Consider the following 20,007-nt stretch of genomic DNA (forward strand, 5'->3'; position numbering starts at 1 on the left):
GCCAGCAGCAGCGCGCCGCCATCGCCCGCGCCCTGGCCGGCAGCCCGCGCCTGCTGCTGGCCGACGAACCGACCGGCAACCTGGACAGCCAGATGGCCCGTGGGGTGATGGAACTGCTGGAAGAGATCAACGCCGCCGGCACCACCATCGTCATGGTCACCCATGACCCGGAACTGGCCGCGCGTGCCCAGCGCAACGTGCACATCGTCGATGGCCAGGCCACCGACCTGGTGCGCGAACCGGTGCTGGCCACCCCGCGCGTTGCCGTCGCCACGCTCAACGACTGAGGCCCGCCACCATGCTCGCCTACTATTTCCGACTGGCCCTGCGCAGCTTCCGGCGCAACAAGGTGCTGACCGCGCTGATGGTGATCGCCATCGCGCTGGGCATCGGCGCCTCCATGACCACCCTGACCGTGTTCCATGTGCTGTCGGGCGATCCGATCCCGCAGAAGAGCGACCGCCTGTTCAACGTGCAGGTCGATCCGCGCCCGATGATCGGCTACCAGCCCAGCGAGGAACCCGAAGAACAGGTCACCCGCTTCGACGGCGAAACCCTGCTGCGCGAGAAGAAGGCCAAGCACCAGGTGCTGATGACCGGCGGTGGGGTCACGATCGAGCCGGACAACAGCACGCTGCGCCCGTTCGACACCGACGCGCGCTACACCTCCACCGACTTCTTCACCATGTTCGATGCACCGTTCAAGTACGGCCAGGGCTGGAAAGCCGACCAAGACGAAGGCCGTGGCCGCGTGGCGGTGATCTCCAAGGCGCTGAACGAGAAACTGTTCAATGGCCAGAACAGCGTGGGCAAGCCACTGCGCATGGATGGGCACACCTTCAACATCGTGGGCGTGCTGGACGAATGGAATCCCAACCCGCACTTCTACGACCTGGAAACCGGCCGCTACGGCGACAGCGAAGACATCTTCGTGCCGGTGTTCACCGCCCTGGACCTGAAGTTCGGCCGCAACGGCAACATGAACTGCTGGGACAACGCCAACGGCGAGGAAACCGCGCTCAACGCACCGTGCGTGTGGATGCAGTACTGGGTTGAACTGGCCTCGCCGGCCGATGCCGCCGACTACCGCGCCTACCTGGAGAACTATTCGGCGCAGCAGAAGGCCGCCGGTCGCTTCCAGCGCCCGTCCAACGTGCGCCTGCGCAACGTGATGGAGTGGCTGGACTTCAAGCAGGTGGTGCCCAGCGACGTGCGCCTGCAGCTGTGGCTGGCACTGGGTTTCCTGGCGGTGTGCCTGATCAACACGGTGGGCCTGCTGCTGGCCAAGTTCCTGCGCCGCAGCGGCGAAATCGGCGTGCGCCGTGCCCTGGGCGCCAGCCGCGGGCAGATCTTCCTGCAGTCGCTGGTTGAAGCCGGCACCGTCGGCCTGGCCGGTGGCGTGCTGGGCCTTGGCCTGGCCCTGCTGGGGCTGTACGCGGTGCGCCAGCAGCCCGTGGACTACGCCAAGCTGGCCACGCTGGACGGCAAGATGCTGCTGCTCACCTTCGGCCTGACCTTGGCCGCCAGCCTGTTGGCCGGTTTCCTGCCGGCGCTGCGCGCCATGCAGGTCACCCCCGCCATCCAACTCAAATCGCAGTAAGGATCCGGAGCACATCATGGATATCCGACCCATCCTGAGCACGCTGCGCCGGCACAAGACCGCCGCCGCCCTCATCGTGCTGGAGATCGCGCTCACCTGCGCCATCGTCTGCAACGCGCTGTTCCTGATCGGCCAGCGCCTGGAAAAGATCAACCAGCCCAGCGGCATTGCCGAACAGGAGCTGCTGGAAGTGCGGCTGGGCGGCATCGGCAAGCAGGTCAATGCCACCGCGCGTACCCGTGAGGACCTGGCCGCGCTGCGTTCCATCCCCGGGGTCAAGAACGCAGTGGCGATCAACCAGCTGCCGTTCCGGCGCAACTCCTGGAACACCAGCCTGTCGCTGATCCCCGACCAGGAACGCCCCAACTTCAACGCCGCGCAGTACTTCTCCATGGAAGGTACGCTGGATACCATGGGCCTGCAGCTGGTGGCCGGCCGCGACTTCGAGGGCGACGAATTCGCCAACCTGGAAGACGTGGAGAAGGACGCCACCATCGAGCAACGCGGCTCGGCGGTGATCCTGAGCAGCAAGGCCGCCACCAAGCTGTTCCCGGATGGCCAGGCCATCGGCAAGACGATCTACAGCGGGCGCATGCCACTGCGCATCGTCGGCGTGGTGAAGGAACTGGCGCGCCCGGTGACGGTGGAGTCCGACACCGGCTATTCGATGATCCTGCCGGTGCGGGTCAACTACGATATGGGCACGTACCTGATCCGGGTGACCGACGCGGCGCGACGCCAGGAAGTGCTCACCGCCGCAGTGGCCGCGCTGGAGAAGGTGGACAGCAGCCGCATGGTGCGCGCCAAGCTGACCTACGAAGAACAGCGCACCAAGTACTTCCAGAATGACCGCGCGATGGTCGGCCTGCTGATCACGGTCTGCGTGGCGCTGCTGGTGGTCACCGCGCTGGGCATCGTGGGCCTGGCCAGCTTCTGGGTGCAGCAGCGTACCAAGCAGATCGGCATCCGCCGTGCGCTGGGCGCCACCCGCGGCCAGATCCTGCGCTATTTCCAGACCGAGAACTTCCTGCTGGCTACGGTGGGTATCGTGCTGGGGATGCTGCTGGCGTACTCGATCAACCTGTGGCTGATGGGTGCCTACGAGCTGCCGCGCATGCCGATCACCTACCTGCCGATCGGCGCGGTGCTGCTGTGGCTGCTGGGCCAGGTGGCGGTGTTCGGCCCGGCCCATCGCGCGGCCGCGGTGCCGCCGGCCGTTGCGACCCGGAGTGCATGACATGACGAGCACTTCGATCCGCATCGCGCTCGCTGCACTGCTGCTGGTCAGCACCACGGCCTGCGCCGAAAGCACCCGCACCGAATCGTCCAGCATGGACTGGCGCCAGGATGGCGCGCGGCTGACCATCGAGTCCGGGCAGGGCACGGTCAGCATCACCGCCGCCACGCCGGCCGGCCGCTTCGGCGTGCAGGCCGGTGACGAGGTACTGCGCGTGGACGGCGTGCCAGTGCACAAGGTGGGCGAGCTGACCGACGCGCTGTCGGCCAGCGACAAGGCCAGCGTACCGGTCACGGTACGCCGCGCCGGGCGCGACCAGGTGGTCAGCGTGCCCACGGCGGCATGGCGCGCGGTGCAACCGCCGCCGCCGCCGCGACCCCCGGCGCCACCGTCCCCGCCGGACCGCCCGTAAGCCGTTTCCGGGCCCACCCTGCCGGTGGGCCCGGCGCTCGGGTACTCTCTGCCTACTTTCCGGTCCTTCGTTGCCGCATGCCTTCGATCCTGATCATTGACGACAATGCCAGCGTGGCGACCGCGCTGGAGGTGCTGTTCTCGCTGCACGACATCGACGCCGTGCACGCGCTGTCGCCGGACGAAGGGTTGGCGCTGCTGGAGCAGCAGCCGGTGGACCTGGTCATCCAGGACATGAACTTCACCGAGGACACCACGTCCGGTGAAGAAGGTGAGGCGCTGTTCCAGCAGATCCGCGCCCGCCACCCGGACCTGCCGGTGATCCTGCTCACCGCCTGGACCCATCTGAGCAGCGCGGTGGACCTGGTCAAGGCCGGCGCCGCCGATTACCTGGCCAAGCCGTGGGACGACCGCAAGCTGCTGACCACGGTCAACAACCTGCTGGAGCTGTCTGAAACCCGCCGTGAGCTCGATCGCCGCCGTGCACGAGAGCAGCGTGACCGCAGCGCGCTGGAAGCGCGCTACGACCTGCGTGGCGCGGTGGTGGCCGACCCGGCCAGCGAACGCGTGGTGAACCTGGCCTGCCAGGTCGCGCGCTCGGAGCTGCCGGTGCTGATCACCGGGCCCAATGGCGCAGGCAAGGAGAAGATCGCCGAGATCATCCAGGCCAACTCGCTGGTGGCCAAGGGCGCGTTCGTGGCGCTGAACTGCGGCGCCATTCCGTCCGAACTGATCGAGGCCGAACTGTTCGGTACCGAGGCCGGCGCCTACACCGGCGCCAACAAGGCGCGCGAAGGCAAGTTCGAGGCCGCCGATGGCGGCACGCTGTTCCTCGACGAGATCGGCAACCTGTCGCTGGGCGGCCAGATGAAGCTGCTGCGCGTGCTGGAAACCGGCCGTTTCGAGCGGTTGGGCTCCAACCGCGAGCGCCAGGTGAAGGTGCGCGTGATCAGCGCGACCAACGCCGACCTGCCGGCGATGATCCGCGACGGCCAGTTCCGCGAAGATCTCTACTACCGCCTCAATACCGTCGAGCTGGCATTGCCGCCGTTGGCCGAGCGCCCGGGCGACATCCTGCCGTTGGCCGAACGTTTCCTGGGCGATGGCAAGCCCCTCTCCAATGCCGCCGCCAGCGCATTGCAGCGCCACGCGTGGCCGGGCAACGTGCGCGAGCTGCGCAACGTCATCCAGCGCGCCGGCCTGCTTGCGCAGGGGCCGCGTATTGAAGTGGGCGACCTGAACCTGCCGCGCGCCGCCGCCGCGCCGCGTGCGGCCACGCCCACCGCCGATCCGGACCGCAGCCGGATCGAATCGGCGCTCTCGCACAGCCACGGCATCATCGCCCAGGCTGCGGCCGAACTCGGCCTGAGCCGGCAGGCGCTTTACCGCCGCATGGACCGCTACGGTATTCCGCGCGAATGAAGCGCACGTCGTTCACCTTCCGCCTGTTCCTGCGCCTGCTGCCGGTGCTGGCGCTGGCTGCGGCCGGGCCGTGGCTGCTGGCGTACTGGATGGACCGCGGCTGGCTGGTGACGCTGGTGTCGACCGTGGCACTGCTGGTGCTGATGTGGTGGACGTTGCGCCGCGCCACCGCACCGGTGCGCTCGCTGCTGCGGGCGCTGTCGGGCACCACCAGCAGCTACCGCGATGGCGAATACAACTTCAGCGTGTATTGGCCGGGCAACGATGAACTGGGCGACCTGGTCCAGGCGCACCGCGAGCTGGGCGATGTGCTGCGCGAACAGCGCCAGGGGCTGGTGCAGCGCGAACTGCTGCTGGACACCATGGTGCAGAACACGCCGGTATCGATGCTGCTGCTGGCCAACGGCGGCGACGGCGTGCAGCGCGTGATGTTCTCCAACCTGGCCGCGCGCAAGCTGCTGCACAACGGCTGGAAGCTGGAAGGCCAGGCCATGCAGAACGTGCTGGAGACCATGCCGGTGGAGCTGCGCGATGCCATCGAGCGCGGCGGCGACAGCCTGTTCGCGGTAAGTGGCGCCGGTGACGCGGATGATGAGGCCGATGAGGATGACGAGCAGGTCTACCATCTGTCGCGGCGCAGCTTCCATCTCAACGGCCGCCCGCACGACCTGCTGCTGATCCGCCTGCTCACCGCCGAGCTGCGGCGCCAGGAAGTGCAGACCTGGAAGAAGGTGATCCGGGTGATCAGCCACGAACTCAACAACTCGCTGGCGCCAATTGCATCGTTGGCGCACTCGGGCGGCGAGCTGGTCCGGCGCGGCAAGACCGAGCGCCTGGAAGAGGTGTTCGCCACCATCGAAGACCGTTCACGGCATCTGGAAGGCTTCATCCGCGGCTACGCGCGCTTTGCCAAGCTGCCGCAGCCGCAGCTGCAGAACGTGCAGTGGAAACAGTTCCTGGCCGGTTTGCAGCTGCAGATTCCGTTCCGCATGGACGACATTCCCGACGACCTGCAGGGTCGGGTGGACATCGCCCAGCTCGGCCAGGCCCTGCTGAACCTGCTCAAGAACGCGCATGAGGCGTGCAGCGAAGCCGAGCCGCCCAATGATGACGTGGAGCTGCGCCTGACCCGGCTGCCGCAGTGGCTGCGTATCGAGGTGCTGGATCGCGGCAAGGGCATGAACGAGGCGGTGCTGCAGAACGCGTTGATGCCGTTCTATTCCACCAAGCGCAATGGCACCGGGCTGGGCCTGGCGCTCACCCGCGAGATCGTCGAAGCCCACGGGGGCCGCGTGTCGCTGCAGAACCGCCGCGAGGGCGGGTTGTGCGTGTCCATCTTCCTGCCGGCGTAAATCGTACCCACCAACGGTGGGTACCTACCGGTTGCGGGGTACCCATCGCGGTAGGTGACGACCGTTGGTCGTCACGCGTCAGCGCTTCACCGGGCGGTGCCAACCTTCAATGGTCTGTTGGCGGGCGCGCGCGACGGTCAGCTCACCTTCCGGTGCATTGCGGGTGATCACCGAGCCGGCCGCGATCGTGGCGCCCTGCCCGATCGTCACCGGGGCCACCAGCGAGCTGTTGGAGCCGATGAAGGCGTTGTCGCCGATGGTAGTCTGCGATTTGTTCACGCCGTCGTAGTTGCAGGTGATGGTGCCGGCGCCGATGTTGACCTTGCTGCCGATCACCGCATCGCCCAGGTAGGTGAGGTGGTTGGCCTTGCTGCCCGCGCCCAAGTGGACCTTCTTGGTTTCCACGAAGTTGCCCACGTGGGCGCCTTCGGCCAGCACGGTGCCCGGGCGCAGCCGCGCGAACGGGCCGATGTCGGCCGCGCCCTCGCTCACCACGCCGTCCAGGTCGCAATGCGGCTTGACCACGGTGCCGGCGGCCAGCTTGACGTCCTTGAGCCGGGTGAAGGGGCCGATGCTGACCCCGTCGCCCAGTTCAACGGTGCCTTCCAGGATCACGTTGACGTCGATCTGCACATCGCGGCCCACCGTGACCGTGCCCCGGATATCCAGGCGCGCGGGGTCGATCACGCGCGCACCCTGCGTGCACAACGCGCGCACCTCGCGCAGCTGCCAGGCACGTTCCAGCTGCGAGAGCTGCCAGGGGTCATTGGCGCCCTCGGCTTCCTGGGCATCGGCAACGAAGGCCATGTCGGCCGGGGTGTAGTCGGCCGCTGCCGAGGCGAACACGTCGGTCAGGTAGTACTCGCCCTGTGCGTTGCTGTTGGAGAGCTGCGACAGCCAGGTGCGCAGCGCGGTGGATTCAGCGGTGATGATTCCGGTGTTGATGGTGCGGATCGCCAGCTGTTCTTCGTTGGCGTCCTTCTGTTCGACGATGGCGCCGACCTTGCCTTCGGCATTGCGCACGATCCGGCCATAGCCGGTCGGGTTGAGCATGTCGGCCACCAGCACGGCCAGGCGGCCCGGTTGGGCCAGCAGGTGGCGCAGGGTATCGACCCGGATAAGCGGCACATCCCCGTACAGCACCAGCACCGTAGCCGCATCGGGCACCTGCGGCATGGCCTGCTGAACGGCGTGGCCGGTGCCCAGCTGCTGGGTCTGTTCGGCCCACTGCAGGTCCGGCTGGTCGGCAAAGGCGGCGCGCACCGCCTCACCGCCGTGGCCGTACACCACGTGGATGGCGTCTGGGCGCAGCTGGCGCGCGGTATCGATCACGTGCGCCAGCATCGGGCGGCCGGCAATCGGCTGCAGCACCTTGGGCAGGTCGGACTTCATGCGCTTGCCAGCGCCGGCGGCGAGGATGATGACGTGCAGGGCTTGGGTCATGGGGCGGGAACGTGATCGGCGGTGTTGGATGGGATTCTAGAACGCCGGCCGTCAACGTGCCGCCTTTCCGGGGCCCGAAAACAACAACGCCGGCAGAAGCCGGCGTTGTCGCATGCAGCGGTTAGCGCTGGAACTCAGTGCTTGAGGGTCTTGCGCAGGCGCTCGAGCGCCTGCAGCTGGACCACGGCTTCGGCCAGCTTCTGCTGGGCTTCGGCCACTTCCATCGCTTCGCCGCGGTTGGCCAGGATGCGCTCGGCTTCTTCCTTGGCCTTGCGGACCGAGGATTCGTCGATGTCCTGTGCGCGGATCGCGGTGTCGGCCAGCACGGTCACGACCTGCGGCTGCACCTCGAGGATGCCGCCGGAGATGGCGAAGTCCAGCTGTTCGCCGGTGGTCAGGGTGACCACCACCTTGCCCGGCTTGAGCCGGGTGATCAGCGGGGCGTGCTTGGGCGCGATGCCCAGTTCGCCAAGCTCACCCGTAGCCACGACCAGAGTCGCTTCACCACGGAAGATTTCCTGCTCGGCGCTGACGATGTCGCAACGGATGGTGCTCATGATCAGGCCTTCTCAGCCATCTTCTTGGCCTTCTCGACCGCTTCTTCGATGCTGCCGACCATGTAGAACGCCTGCTCCGGCAGGTGGTCGTATTCGCCGTCGACGATGGCCTTGAAGCCGCGGATGGTGTCCTTCAGCGACACGTACTTGCCCGGCGAGCCGGTGAACACTTCGGCCACGTGGAACGGCTGGCTGAAGAAGCGCTCGATCTTGCGGGCGCGCGACACGGCCTGCTTGTCTTCTTCGGACAGTTCGTCCATGCCCAGGATGGCGATGATGTCCTTCAGTTCCTTGTACTTCTGCAGGGTCTGCTGGACGCGCTGGGCGGTGTCGTAATGTTCGTGGCCGATGACCAGCGGGTCCATCTGGCGGCTGGTCGAATCCAGCGGATCCACCGCCGGGTAGATACCCAGCGAGGCGATCGAACGCGACAGGGTCACGGTCGAATCCAGGTGGGCGAAGGTGGTCGCCGGGGACGGGTCGGTCAAGTCATCGGCCGGCACGTAGACGGCCTGGATCGAGGTGATCGAGCCGTTCTTGGTCGAGGTGATGCGCTCCTGCAGGACGCCCATTTCCTCGGCCAGGGTCGGCTGGTAACCCACGGCCGACGGCATGCGGCCCAGCAGCGCCGACACTTCGGTACCGGCCAGGGTGTAGCGGTAGATGTTGTCGACGAACAGCAGCACGTCCTTGCCCTTGCCGTTTTCGTCCTTCTCGTCGCGGAAGTACTCGGCCATGGTCAGGCCGGTCAGCGCGACGCGCAGGCGGTTGCCCGGCGGCTCGTTCATCTGGCCGTACACCATCGCGACCTTGTCCAGGACGTTGGAGTCCTTCATCTCGTGGTAGAAGTCGTTGCCCTCACGGGTACGCTCACCCACGCCGGCGAACACGGACAGGCCGCTGTGCGCCTTGGCGATGTTGTTGATCAGTTCCATCATGTTGACGGTCTTGCCGACGCCGGCGCCGCCGAACAGGCCGACCTTGCCGCCCTTGGCGAACGGGCACATCAGGTCGATGACCTTGATGCCGGTTTCCAGCAGCTCGGTGGCCGGGGACTGGTCTTCGTACGACGGCGCTTCACGGTGGATTTCCCAGCTGTCGCTGGCGGTCACCGGACCGGCTTCGTCGATCGGACGGCCCAGCACGTCCATGATGCGGCCCAGGGTGCCTGCACCAACCGGCACCGAGATGGCGCGTTCGGTGTTGGTGGCCACCAGGTTGCGCTTCAGGCCGTCGGTGGAGCCCAGCGCGATGCAACGGACCACGCCGTCGCCGAGCTGCTGCTGCACTTCCAGCGTGATTTCGGTGTTGTCCACCTTCAGCGCGTGGTACACCTTCGGCACCGACTCGCGGGGGAATTCCACGTCGACGACGGCGCCGATGATCTGAACGATCTTGCCCTGACTCATTGCTGCATCCTCTAATTTAAATGCTTTGACTGCGCGCGTCAGACTGCTGCCGCGCCGCCGACGATTTCCGAAATTTCCTGGGTGATCGCTGCCTGGCGGGCCTTGTTGTAGACCAGCTGCAGGGTTCCGATCAGCTTGTTGGCGTTGTCACTGGCCGACTTCATCGCGACCATGCGGGCTGCATGCTCGGACGCGACGTTTTCCAGCACTGCCTGGTACACCAGCGATTCGACGTAACGCGTCATCACGTGCTCCAGCACGGTCGCGGCGTCGGGTTCGTACAGGTAATCCCAGTCGTGGTGTGCAACCTGCTTCTCGGCCGCCGGCAACGGCAGCAGCTGGTCGAAGCTGGCCTTCTGCGTCATCGTGTTGATGAAGCGGTTGTAGACCAGGTACACACGGTCGACCTTGCCCTCGGTGAAGGCATCGAGCATGACCTTGATGACACCGATCAGCTGTTCCAGGTGCGGCACGTCGCCCATGTGGGTGACGCTGCCGACCATGTTGACCTTGACGCGGCGGAAGAAGGTGGATGCCTTCTGGCCGATGGTCACCAGGTCGATCTCGGCGCCCTTGTCCTGCCACTCGCGCACGTCGCCGAGCATCTTGCGGAACAGGTTGTTGTTCAGGCCGCCGGCCAGGCCGCGGTCGGAAGAGACCACGATGTAGCCCACGCGCTTCACTTCGTCGCGCTGGACCAGGAACGGATGCTGGTAATCGGTGCTGGCCTGTGCCAGGTGGCCGATCACCTGCTTCATCGCCTGCGCATACGGACGCGACGTCTTCATCCGCTCCTGCGCCTTGCGGATTTTGGAGGCCGAGACCATTTCAAGCGCGCGGGTCACCTTGCGGGTGTTCTGCACGCTCTTGATCTTGGTTTTGATTTCGCGTCCGCTTGCCATCTCTTATTCCCGTAGAGCGGGGCCATGCCCCGCTTTGTCGTTTGCGCAGCGGGGAAACACTCCCCGCCCCACGAAGCGGCTTACCAGCTGCCGGTGGTCTTGAACTCGGAGATGCCCTTCTTGAAGGCCGCTTCGATGTCGTTGTCCCAACCGCCGGTGGCGTTGACCTTGCCGACCAGTTCACCCTGGGTGTTGGCGAAGTGGGCGTGCAGGCCTTCTTCGAAGGCCAGCAGCTTGTTGACCGGCACGTCGTCGAGGTAACCCTCGTTGACGGCGTAGATCGACAGCGCCTGGTTGGCGATCGACATCGGGGCGTACTGCTTCTGCTTCATCAGCTCGGTCACGCGCTGACCGCGCTCAAGCTGCTTGCGGGTGGCTTCGTCCAGGTCCGAGGCGAACTGCGCGAACGCAGCCAGTTCACGGTACTGGGCCAGCGAGATGCGGATGCCGCCCGACAGCTTCTTGATGATCTTGGTCTGGGCCGCACCACCGACGCGCGACACCGAGATACCGGCGTTCACGGCCGGGCGGATGCCCGAGTTGAACAGGTCGGTTTCCAGGAAGATCTGGCCGTCGGTGATCGAGATCACGTTGGTCGGCACGAACGCGGAAACGTCGCCCGCCTGGGTTTCGATGATCGGCAGCGCGGTGAGCGAACCGGTCTGGCCCTTGACGGCACCGTTGGTGAACTTCTCCACGTACTCTTCCGAGACGCGGGCGGCGCGCTCGAGCAGGCGCGAGTGCAGGTAGAACACGTCACCCGGGTAGGCTTCACGGCCCGGCGGGCGCTTCAGCAGCAGCGAGATCTGGCGGTAGGCCACGGCCTGCTTGGACAGGTCGTCGTACACGATCAGGGCATCCTGGCCGCGGTCCATGAAGTACTCACCCATGGTGCAGCCCGAGTAGGCGCTGATGTACTGCATGGCAGCCGATTCGGACGCGGTGGCAGCCACGACCACGGTGTGGGCCAGGGCGCCGTTTTCTTCCAGCTTGCGCACGATGTTGGCCACGGTCGAGGCCTTCTGGCCGATCGCGACGTACACGCACTTGATGCCGGTGTCCTTCTGGTTGATCACCGCATCGATGGCCAGGGCGGTCTTGCCGGTCTGGCGGTCACCGATGACCAGCTCGCGCTGGCCGCGGCCGATCGGGATCATGGAGTCGACGGACTTGTAACCGGTCTGCACCGGCTGGTCGACCGACTTGCGCCAGATCACGCCCGGGGCAACGCGCTCAACCGGCGCGGTGGCCTGTGCAGCGATCGGACCCTTGCCGTCGATCGGCTCGCCGAGGGCGTTGACCACGCGGCCCAGCATTTCCGGACCCACCGGCACTTCCAGGATGCGGCCGGTGGTCTTTGCCACGTCGCCTTCGCGCAGGTGCTCATAGCCACCCAGGACCACGGCGCCGACCGAGTCGCGCTCCAGGTTCAGGGCCAGGGCGAAGGTGTTGTTCGGCAGTTCGATCATTTCGCCCTGCATCACGTCGGCCAGGCCGAAGATGCGCACGATGCCGTCGGACACGCTGGTCACGGTGCCTTCGTTGCGCGATTCCGCGGCCAGCTTGACCTTCTCGATGCGGTTCTTGATCAGTTCGCTGATTTCGGAGGGGTTGAGCGTGGTTGCCATCGTCAAGTCCTAGTGCCGGCGATGTCGCCGGACGTTAAATGAATTCAGTTAGCGAGCGCGGTCTGCAGGCGCGACAGCTTGCCCTTGAGCGAGCCATCGATCACCACGTCGCCAGCGTCGATCACCGCACCGCCGATCAGCGACGCATCGATGGCGGTGGTGACGTCGACCTCTTGGCCGAAGCGCTTGCGCAGCGCGGCCTTGATGGCGTCCAGCTCAGCGGTGGACAGCTCGGCGGCCGAGGTCACCGTGGCTTTCACCACGTGTTCGGCTTCAGCGCGGAGCTGGTCGTACATGCCTGCGATTTCCGGCAGCAGCGGCAGACGGTGCGCATCGGCCAGGATGGCCAGGAAGCGACCGAACGACTCGCCTGCCGCTTCCGGGGCCAGCAACGCGACGGCATCGTCACGGCCCAGCTCCGGGTTCGACAGCAGGGCCGACACGCGCGGATCGGCGGCTACATGGGCGGAGAACGCAAGCGCGTCCGACCACGGCGCGAACGTGCCTTCGTCGCGCGCGGTCGCGAACGCGGCGCGGGCATACGGGCGTGCAAGCGTGAGGGCCTGGCTCATCGATCAGATCTCCGAGGCCAGCTCGTCGAGCAGCGCCTTGTGGGCGTTGGCGTCGATTTCGCGCTTGAGCAGCTTTTCGGCACCGGTCACGGCCAGCACGGACACCTGCTTGCGCAGATCCTCGCGGGCACGGTTGGCGGCCAGTTCGATCTCGGCGTGGGCCAGTTCTTTCTGGCGGTTCGCTTCGACGATGGCTTCATTCTTGGCAGCATCAACGATCTGGTTGGCGCGGGCATGGGCCTGGTCGATGATCTCGTTGGCCTTGGTGCGCGCATCCTTCAGTGCTTCGTTGACCTTTTCCTGCGCCTGGGCCAGATCCTTCTGGCTGCGGTCGGCAGCAGCGAGCCCTTCAGCGATCTTCTGCTGGCGCTCTTCGATGGCGTTCATCAGCGGCGGCCAGATCTTGGTCGCGATGATCCAGATCAGACCGGCGAACGCCAGTGCCTGGGCAACGAGGGTAAAACCGATTTCCATGGGGTTCGCTCAATCTGGGGTGATGGGGTGGAGGCGCCGCAGGAGCGGCGCATCCGTTCCTTCATCCGCGATCAGGCGCTCAAGGCGCCTGATCGTTTCGCTTTCGCTGGATCAGCCGGCAACCGGCGGCAGGCGGGTCACGAACTCAGCGATGGTCGGGTTGGCGAAGGCCAGCAGCAGGCCGACGGCGACCGAGATGATGAACGCGGCGTCGATCAGGCCGGCGGTGATGAACATGCGGACCTGCAGCACCGGGATCAGTTCCGGCTGGCGGGCAGCCGATTCCAGGAACTTACCGGCCATGATGGCCAGACCGAGACCGGCACCCAGCGCGGCCAGGCCGATCATGATGCCGACGGCGAGGACGGTGGAGCTCTGGACTTGGGCGAGGTTGGTCAGGACGGCAAAGTACATGGGTTATCTCCGGAAACTTAAGTAGCTAAGGGTAATGAAACGGATGAAGGGTGAAGCGGAAACTCAGTGAGCGTCTTCCGACAGGCTCAGGTACACGATGGACAGCATCATGAAAATGAAGGCCTGCAGCGGAATCACCAGCAGGTGGAACAGCATCCAGCCAAGGCCGAAGGCACCGCCTGCGATGGCGCCCATGATGCCGGCACTGCCCAGCACCCAGATCAGCAGGAACACGATTTCGCCGCCGAACATGTTGCCGAACAGTCGCATCGCCAGCGAGATCGGCTTGCTCAGCCACTCGACGATGTTGAGGATCAGGTTGAACGGCATCATCCACTTGCCGAACGGCGCGGTCAGGAATTCCTTGGTGAAGCCACCCAGGCCCTTGGCACGCAGCGCGAAGAACAGCATCAGGAAGAACACGCTGATCGACATGCCCAGGGTGGCATTGACGTCGGCGGTCGGCACCGGCTTCCAGTACGGAATACCCAGCGCTTCCAGCGGCAGGGCGATGAAGTCGGCCGGGATCATCTTGATGAGGTTCATCAGGAGGATCCAGAAGAAGATCGTGATCGCGATCGGGGTCACCAGCTTGCTGGTGCCGTGGTAGGTGTCCTTGGCCTGGCGGTCAACGAACTCCAGGCAGATTTCCACGAACGCCTGCCACTTGCCCGGCACGCCGGCGGTGGCCTTGCGGGTGGCCATCCAGAAGCCAAACACCATCAACAAACCCATCAGGACCGAAGTCACAATGGTGTCGACGTGAATTGCCCAGAAACCACCTTCCTGCATGTGGAACGTCAGGTTGTGCAGGTGATGTTGGATGTAGGAGGTGGGTGTAAGCGCCTCGCCTGCCATGTGTCCGGAACCTTGAGTTAAATAAATTGGATCAGCGCCTGGCCAGAGCCAGGACCTGGAACATCAGTCCGACGGCGATTCCGGCCAGCAGCGCCAATGCAGGCAGCTTGAAGACCACGAAACCCACCGCCAGGACACCGAATACGAGCGCCCACTTTGCCACTACCGCCAGGATCAGCCGCGACATCGCTGAACCTGCCGCCTGCACCCCGCCCCCCAGCGCCATCCGCGCCGCGACCCAGCCACCTGCCGATACCGCGATGCCCGAGGCCAGCGCGCCAAGCGCGTACTTCGGGCCTGCCAGCAGCAGGAGCACCAGGGCCAGGACAGCCACTGCGGCCAGCGGATACACCGCTGCGCGCAGCATCAGTCGCCGACCCGCGTCAACGGAGTTCAGCACACGTATGTCCTGCATGGTTGTGGGAGGGGTGACCGGGGCTGGAACTGCCTATGCCCCGTCGAGCCGCCAAATTATAGCAACGGGACAATTTGCGAGACAACCTGCGCCTGTTCATCCCGGGCGTCGCAAGTTGCTGCATCGCCACAGATTTTGGCTCGGAAGGGGTCCCGATCCCGCCAGTGGCGGCCCCAATTCATGTCGCGTCGCACCATATTGAACTTTGGTCGTGGGGGCCGGTCATAGGGTTGGGCCTGCCAATTCGATCCTCGTCGACGCCCCTGAAGCAGGCCGGTACCGGGCGGCCCCGAGCTCTCTCCGGGGCCGCCCTTTTTTGTGGGCGTGCCGGGAACGGGAACCAGCGCACAGTTCGGCCACCGTTCGGATGAACGGTACACGCGCCGTCCACCATACGTTCACGAATGGTGGACGCGCCGCTCGGGCAGAGTGATTCCACTTCACCGAATCACTGCAAGGACACCCACGATGCGTCTGCTTCCCCTGCTCGCCCTGCCGCTGGCCATGGCCGCCCTCACCCACGCCACGTCCGCCAGCGCCGCCGAGGGCGACGACCGCTTCGCGCTGCGCCTGGGCGCGATGAACATCGATTCGGACAACACCATCCGCGGCAACACCACGGTGCTCGGCCAAGACGTGGGCTTCTCGGAAGACTTCAAGCTGGGTGGCAAGGAGTGGGAGCCGCGCATTGACGGCCTGTTCCGCATCAGCGACCGCCAGCGCCTGATCTTCAACTACTTCAAGTACGACAAGGACCGCCGCGAGACGCTCAATGAGGGCATCAGCTTCGGCGGCGAAACCGTGCCGGCCGGCAGCTTCGTCAAGGGCGAGCTGAAGTACCAGGTGGCCAGCCTGGTGTACGACTACTCGGTGGTGGATACCGAGAAGTTCGACCTGGGCCTGCAGCTGGGTGCGGAGTACGCCAAGGTGAGCACCAAGGCCTATGCCGACCTGGGCACCGTGTACGAAGGCCAGTTCCTGGACGAGAAGGCCGACGGCGTGGCGCCGGTGGTGGGTGCCCGCTTCACCGTGACCCCGTCCGAGAAGTGGATGATCACCGCGCAGGGCCAGTACCTCAACACCGAGTGGGGCAACTTCGATGACTACGACGGCGACCTGACCCGCGCCAACGTGATCGTGGATTACAAGTTCACCGATAATTTCGGCATCTTCGCCGGCTACGACTGGTTCAAGCTGGACGTCGACCAGACCGGCAGCGATGGCACCATCGGCCTGAAGCAGGAGTTCAAGGGCCCGGTGGCAGGCATCAGCGTCATGTTCTGATCCAACCGTGGTGTGTTACCGCACAAAAAACCCGGCGTTCGCCGGGTTTTTTGTTTGAATGATGAAGCCCGGCATCCGCCGGTTTCTTCATTTCTTTTTCGGCATGTACAGATCGGTGATGGTGCCGTCGTAGATTTCCGCGGCCATCGCCACCGATTCGCTCAGCGTCGGGTGGGCGTGGATGGTGTGGCCGATGTCTTCGGCTTCGGCGCCCATCTCGATCGCCAGGCCGATCTCGGCCAGCAGGTCACCGGCATGCACGCCGACGATCGCGCCGCCGATGATGCGGTGGGTTTCTTCATCGAAGATCAGCTTGGTGAAGCCTTCGGTGCGGCCAATGCCGATCGCGCGGCCGCTGGCGGCCCACGGGAACTTGGCCACGCCCACCTTCAGGCCCTGCGCCTTGGCTTCGGTTTCGGTCACGCCGACCCAGGCGATTTCCGGGTTGGTGTAGGCCACCGACGGAATCACCCGCGCCACCCACTCCTTCTTCTCGCCAGAGGCCACTTCGGCGGCCAGCTTGCCCTCGTGCGTGGCCTTGTGGGCCAGCATCGGGTTGCCGACGATATCGCCGATGGCGAAGATGTGCGGCACGTTGGTGCGCATCTGGCGGTCCACCGGAATGAAGCCACGCTCGGTGACGCCCACGCCGGCCTTGTCGGCACCGATCTTCTTTCCGTTCGGCGAGCGGCCCACGGCCACCAGCACGCGGTCGAAGGTGCCCTGCTCCAGGCCCGGCTTCTCGCCTTCGGCAGCGGCCTCGAAGGTCACCGTGATGCCCTTCTTGTCCGCGCTCACGCCGGAGGCCTTGGTCTTCAGGTGGACCTCGACGCCCTGCTTCTTCAGGCGGTCGGCCAGCGGCTTGACCAGGTCCTTGTCGGCACCTGGCATCAGCTGGTCCATGAACTCCACCACGGTCACCTTGCTGCCCAGCGCCGCGTACACGGTCGCCATTTCCAGGCCGATGATGCCGCCACCAACCACCAGCAGCGAGCCGGGAATGTCGGCCAGTTCCAGCGCGTCGGTCGAATCCATCACGCGCGGGTCGTCCCACGGGAAGTTCGGCAGCTTCACCGCCTGCGAACCGGCAGCGATGATGCACTGCTGGAAGCGCAGCAGCTGGGTCTTGCCGTCGTCGCCGACGATCTCCAGCTCATTGGCCGAGACGAAGGTGGCCACGCCCTGCACGGTGCGGACCTTGCGCTGCTTGGCCATGCCCGCCAGGCCCTTGGTCAGCTGGGTGACCACCTTTTCCTTGTAGCCGCGCAGCTTGTCCAGGGTGATCTTGGGGGCGCTGAATTCCACGCCGAAATCGCCCGCGTGGGCCACTTCATCGATCACCGCGGCCGCATGCAGCAGCGCCTTGGAGGGAATGCAGCCCACGTTGAGGCACACGCCGCCGAGGCTGGCGTAGCGTTCGATCAACACGGTATCCACGCCGAGGTCGGCCGAGCGGAACGCGGCGGTGTAACCGCCCGGGCCCGCGCCCAGCACCACCATCTGGCATTCGATGTCGGCCGGCTTGCCCGACGACAGCGCCGGCTGCGGCGCGGCCGGCTCGGCCGGGGCGCGGTGCGACGGGGTCACCGGCGGCTTGCTGGCCGGTGCGGCGGCCTTGGGCGCCTCAGCCGCAGGCGCGGCCGGTGCGGCAGCGGCGCCTTCGGCGTCCAGCACCACCACCACGTCGCCCTCGGACAGCGTATCGCCAAGCTTGACCTTGATTTCCTTGACCACGCCGGCCGCCGAGGACGGCACTTCCAGGGTGGCCTTGTCCGATTCCAGCGTGACCAGGCCCTGGTCCTTCTTCACCGTGTCGCCCACGGCGACCAGCAGTTCGATCACCGGCACCGCGCTGTAATCGCCGATGTCGGGAACCTTGATTTCAATAGCGGCCATTGTTCTTCTCCTGGGTCTCAGCCGGCGTTGCCGGCGAGCAGTTGCTGCAGTTCGTCGAGCGACTCGTCCAGATCCTGCCAGCGACGGTCGAGCTTCTTTTCCTTGGTGTCGCTGGCTTCGATCAGCAGCGCCACCTGTTTCATCATCAGCTTGCCGGCGCCGCACTCCCAGCGCGGACCGCTGTAGCGTTCACCCGCCACCTGGAAGGACAGCACCTCACCGTCGGTCACCGGCGCCTTGCGCCCGGCGGGCACGCCCGACACCAGCGCGGCCTGCCAGCTGCGCAGCAGGCGCTGGGCCAGCGCGGCGGGGATGGCGACCTGGTACTGGTCCGGCTCCTGGTCCACGCGCAGCTCCACGCCACCACCGCGTGCACTGTTGTTCCAGTTGTACACGCGCTTGTCGGCCTTGCTGTAACGCAGGGTCCACGCCTGGTCCTGGGCGCCGGGCAGCAGCGACACGCCGGTTTCCACCCCGCCCTTGGGCAGGATGGTCAGCGCCAGCGAGGGCTGCACCTTGCCATCGAACAGGGTTTCCACGGCCTGGCCGTAGTTGCCCACGGCCGGCGGCCAGCCGTGGCCGAGGTCGGTCGTGCACGCGGCAGACGCGCCGGGTGCGACGACCAACGCGGCCAATGCCACCGCAATGCCCGCCAGGCGCTGCCTCACAGCAGCACGCGCCGCATGTCGGCCAGCACCTGCGACAGGTACGTGGTGAAGCGCGCGGCCAGCGCACCGTCGATGACGCGGTGGTCGTAGCTCAGCGACAGCGGCAGCATCAGCTTCGGGGCGAATTCCTTGCCGTTCCAGACCGGCTGGATCGAGGACTTGGACACGCCCAGGATGGCCACTTCCGGCGCATTGACGATCGGGGTGAACGCGGTGCCGCCGATGCCGCCCAGCGAGCTGATCGAGAAGCAGCCGCCGCTCATGTCGGCCGGGCCCAGCTTGCCGTCGCGCGCCTTTTTAGCCAGCTCGCCGGTTTCCTGCGCGATCTGCACCACGCCCTTCTTGTCGACGTCGCGGATCACCGGAACGACCAGGCCGTTCGGGGTGTCAGCGGCGAAGCCGATGTTGAAGTACTTCTTCAGGGTGAGGTTTTCACCGGCCGCATCCAGCGATGCGTTGAATTCCGGGAACTGCTTGAGCGCCGCGGCGCTGGCCTTGATCAGGAAGGCGAGCATGGTCAGCTTGATGCCGGCCTTCTCGTTCTCCTTGTTCAGCGCCACGCGCAGGCCTTCCAGGTCGGTGATGTCGGCCTGCTCGAACTGGGTGACGTGCGGGATCATGGCCCAGTTGCGCGCCAGGTTGGCACCGGAAATCTTCTTGATGCGCGACAGCGGCTGGGTTTCCACCTCGCCGAACTTGCTGAAGTCGACCTTCGGCCACGGCAGCAGGTTGAGCCCACCACCGGCGGCGACCGTGCCACCGGCAGCGGCGGTGCCACCGCCGGTCAGCGCCGACTTGACGAACTTCTGCACGTCGGCCTTGGTGATGCGGCCGCCCTTCTCGGTGCCGGTCAGCTGGTTGAGGTCCACGCCCAGCTCGCGGGCGAACACGCGCACCGCCGGGGTGGCGTACGGCACCTTGGACGGCAGCACGCTGTCGGCGTTGAACTGCACCGGCGGGCTGCTCGGGGCGCCGGCCGAGGGGGCGCTGGCGATTTCGCGCGCCGCCAGCTTGTCCGGCTGCGCCGGCACGGCGACCGGTTCCACCTTGGTGCCGGTTTCAGCAGCGGCCGGGGCCGCGGCAGCAGCGGCCTGGGTCGGGGCCGGTGCGGCAGCGCCGTCGGCCTCGATGATGGCCACTACCTTGCCCTGCGACAGGGTGTCGCCGACCTTGACCTTGATTTCCTTGACCACGCCGGCGACGGAGGACGGCACTTCCATCGTGGCCTTGTCCGACTCGAGCGTGACCAGGCCCTGGTCCTTCTTGACCGTATCGCCGACGGCGACCAGCACTTCGATGACCGGGATGTCGGTGTAATCGCCGATGTCCGGCACCAGCGCTTCCACCGGGCCACCACCGGCAGCAGCCGGTGCAGCGGCGGGCGCGCTCTGGGTGGCCGGCGCCGGGGCGGCGGCCGCAGCCGCCTTGGCCGGAGCGGGTGCCGGCGCAGCGGCCGGGGCCGGGG

At 66.1% G+C, this 20,007-nt stretch carries 19 protein-coding genes and 1 pseudogene; 7 read left to right on the forward strand and 13 right to left on the reverse strand.

The genetic code is table 11. The annotated features are described in order from the left end of the window. From QMX79_RS13730 to QMX79_RS13755, 6 genes and pseudogenes are all read left to right on the forward strand, one after another. Positions 1-287 (forward strand): annotated as a pseudogene (locus QMX79_RS13730) (ABC transporter ATP-binding protein); the annotation flags it as partial. Positions 288-298: 11 nt separating this feature from the next. Next, complete coding sequence (locus QMX79_RS13735) at positions 299-1,600, forward strand: ABC transporter permease (protein WP_282247241.1); 1,302 nt, start codon at positions 299-301, stop codon at positions 1,598-1,600. A 16-nt stretch (positions 1,601-1,616) separates the two neighbouring features. After that, positions 1,617-2,837 (forward strand): FtsX-like permease family protein, encoded by a 1,221-nt coding sequence (locus QMX79_RS13740; protein WP_095362999.1) that lies wholly within the window; start codon positions 1,617-1,619, stop codon positions 2,835-2,837. Between the two features lies 1 nt (position 2,838). Next, positions 2,839-3,249 (forward strand): PDZ domain-containing protein, encoded by a 411-nt coding sequence (locus QMX79_RS13745; protein ID WP_282247242.1) that lies wholly within the window; start codon positions 2,839-2,841, stop codon positions 3,247-3,249. Between the two features lie 77 nt (positions 3,250-3,326). Beyond that, on the forward strand, positions 3,327-4,670 hold the full coding sequence (locus QMX79_RS13750) for a sigma-54 dependent transcriptional regulator (protein WP_282247243.1): 1,344 nt from the start codon (positions 3,327-3,329) through the stop codon (positions 4,668-4,670). Then, on the forward strand, positions 4,667-6,022 hold the full coding sequence (locus QMX79_RS13755; RefSeq protein ID WP_282247244.1) for a HAMP domain-containing sensor histidine kinase: 1,356 nt from the start codon (positions 4,667-4,669) through the stop codon (positions 6,020-6,022). Before QMX79_RS13750 ends, QMX79_RS13755 begins: the two co-directional genes overlap by 4 nt. A gap of 78 nt (positions 6,023-6,100) precedes the next feature. On the opposite strand, the gene glmU is transcribed toward QMX79_RS13755, so the two are convergent. From glmU to QMX79_RS13805, 10 genes are all read right to left on the reverse strand, one after another. Then, positions 6,101-7,465 (reverse strand): bifunctional UDP-N-acetylglucosamine diphosphorylase/glucosamine-1-phosphate N-acetyltransferase GlmU, encoded by a 1,365-nt coding sequence (gene glmU / locus QMX79_RS13760; protein WP_282247245.1) that lies wholly within the window; start codon positions 7,463-7,465, stop codon positions 6,101-6,103. A 134-nt stretch (positions 7,466-7,599) separates the two neighbouring features. Beyond that, positions 7,600-8,022: a F0F1 ATP synthase subunit epsilon gene (locus tag QMX79_RS13765; protein ID WP_282247247.1), complete on the reverse strand. Its 423-nt coding sequence runs from the start codon at positions 8,020-8,022 to the stop codon at positions 7,600-7,602. A 2-nt stretch (positions 8,023-8,024) separates the two neighbouring features. Next, positions 8,025-9,431: a F0F1 ATP synthase subunit beta gene (gene atpD, locus QMX79_RS13770; RefSeq protein WP_068854097.1), complete on the reverse strand. Its 1,407-nt coding sequence runs from the start codon at positions 9,429-9,431 to the stop codon at positions 8,025-8,027. A gap of 38 nt (positions 9,432-9,469) precedes the next feature. Then, positions 9,470-10,333: a F0F1 ATP synthase subunit gamma gene (atpG, locus tag QMX79_RS13775; protein ID WP_068854098.1), complete on the reverse strand. Its 864-nt coding sequence runs from the start codon at positions 10,331-10,333 to the stop codon at positions 9,470-9,472. An 80-nt stretch (positions 10,334-10,413) separates the two neighbouring features. Next, on the reverse strand, positions 10,414-11,961 hold the full coding sequence (atpA, locus tag QMX79_RS13780) for a F0F1 ATP synthase subunit alpha (protein ID WP_282247248.1): 1,548 nt from the start codon (positions 11,959-11,961) through the stop codon (positions 10,414-10,416). A gap of 44 nt (positions 11,962-12,005) precedes the next feature. Further along, complete coding sequence (locus QMX79_RS13785) at positions 12,006-12,533, reverse strand: F0F1 ATP synthase subunit delta (RefSeq protein ID WP_282247249.1); 528 nt, start codon at positions 12,531-12,533, stop codon at positions 12,006-12,008. 3 nt (positions 12,534-12,536) lie between these two features. Further along, entirely contained in the window at positions 12,537-13,007 is a 471-nt protein-coding gene (locus tag QMX79_RS13790) for a F0F1 ATP synthase subunit B (RefSeq protein WP_068854101.1), read from the reverse strand. Positions 13,008-13,118: 111 nt separating this feature from the next. Then, positions 13,119-13,421 carry a F0F1 ATP synthase subunit C gene (atpE, locus tag QMX79_RS13795; RefSeq protein WP_068854102.1) on the reverse strand — a complete coding sequence of 101 codons (303 nt, stop codon included), beginning with the start codon at positions 13,419-13,421 and terminating at the stop codon, positions 13,119-13,121. 63 nt (positions 13,422-13,484) lie between these two features. Next, positions 13,485-14,279 (reverse strand): F0F1 ATP synthase subunit A, encoded by a 795-nt coding sequence (gene atpB / locus QMX79_RS13800; protein WP_068854103.1) that lies wholly within the window; start codon positions 14,277-14,279, stop codon positions 13,485-13,487. A 31-nt stretch (positions 14,280-14,310) separates the two neighbouring features. Beyond that, positions 14,311-14,679 carry a hypothetical protein gene (locus QMX79_RS13805; protein ID WP_176472592.1) on the reverse strand — a complete coding sequence of 123 codons (369 nt, stop codon included), beginning with the start codon at positions 14,677-14,679 and terminating at the stop codon, positions 14,311-14,313. Between the two features lie 483 nt (positions 14,680-15,162). Here QMX79_RS13805 and QMX79_RS13810 point away from each other — a divergent pair, with 483 nt between their 5' ends. Further along, positions 15,163-15,978: a hypothetical protein gene (locus QMX79_RS13810; protein WP_282247250.1), complete on the forward strand. Its 816-nt coding sequence runs from the start codon at positions 15,163-15,165 to the stop codon at positions 15,976-15,978. Between the two features lie 87 nt (positions 15,979-16,065). On the opposite strand, the gene lpdA is transcribed toward QMX79_RS13810, so the two are convergent. The 3 genes from lpdA to aceF all read right to left on the reverse strand — a co-directional run. Continuing rightward, the gene (gene lpdA / locus QMX79_RS13815; RefSeq protein ID WP_282247251.1) at positions 16,066-17,874 is read right to left on the reverse strand and encodes a dihydrolipoyl dehydrogenase; all 1,809 of its coding nucleotides are present in this window, start codon (positions 17,872-17,874) and stop codon (positions 16,066-16,068) included. 17 nt (positions 17,875-17,891) lie between these two features. After that, entirely contained in the window at positions 17,892-18,542 is a 651-nt protein-coding gene (locus QMX79_RS13820) for a hypothetical protein (protein WP_282247252.1), read from the reverse strand. Then, positions 18,539-20,007 (reverse strand): dihydrolipoyllysine-residue acetyltransferase (gene aceF, locus QMX79_RS13825; RefSeq protein ID WP_282247253.1); only part of this gene is annotated, 1,469 nt, incomplete at its 5' end. The genes aceF and QMX79_RS13820, both read right to left, overlap by 4 nt.

This window comes from Stenotrophomonas sp. PS02300 (assembly GCF_029959395.1).
GTDB classification, from domain to species: Bacteria; Pseudomonadota; Gammaproteobacteria; order Xanthomonadales; family Xanthomonadaceae; genus Stenotrophomonas; species Stenotrophomonas maltophilia_AD.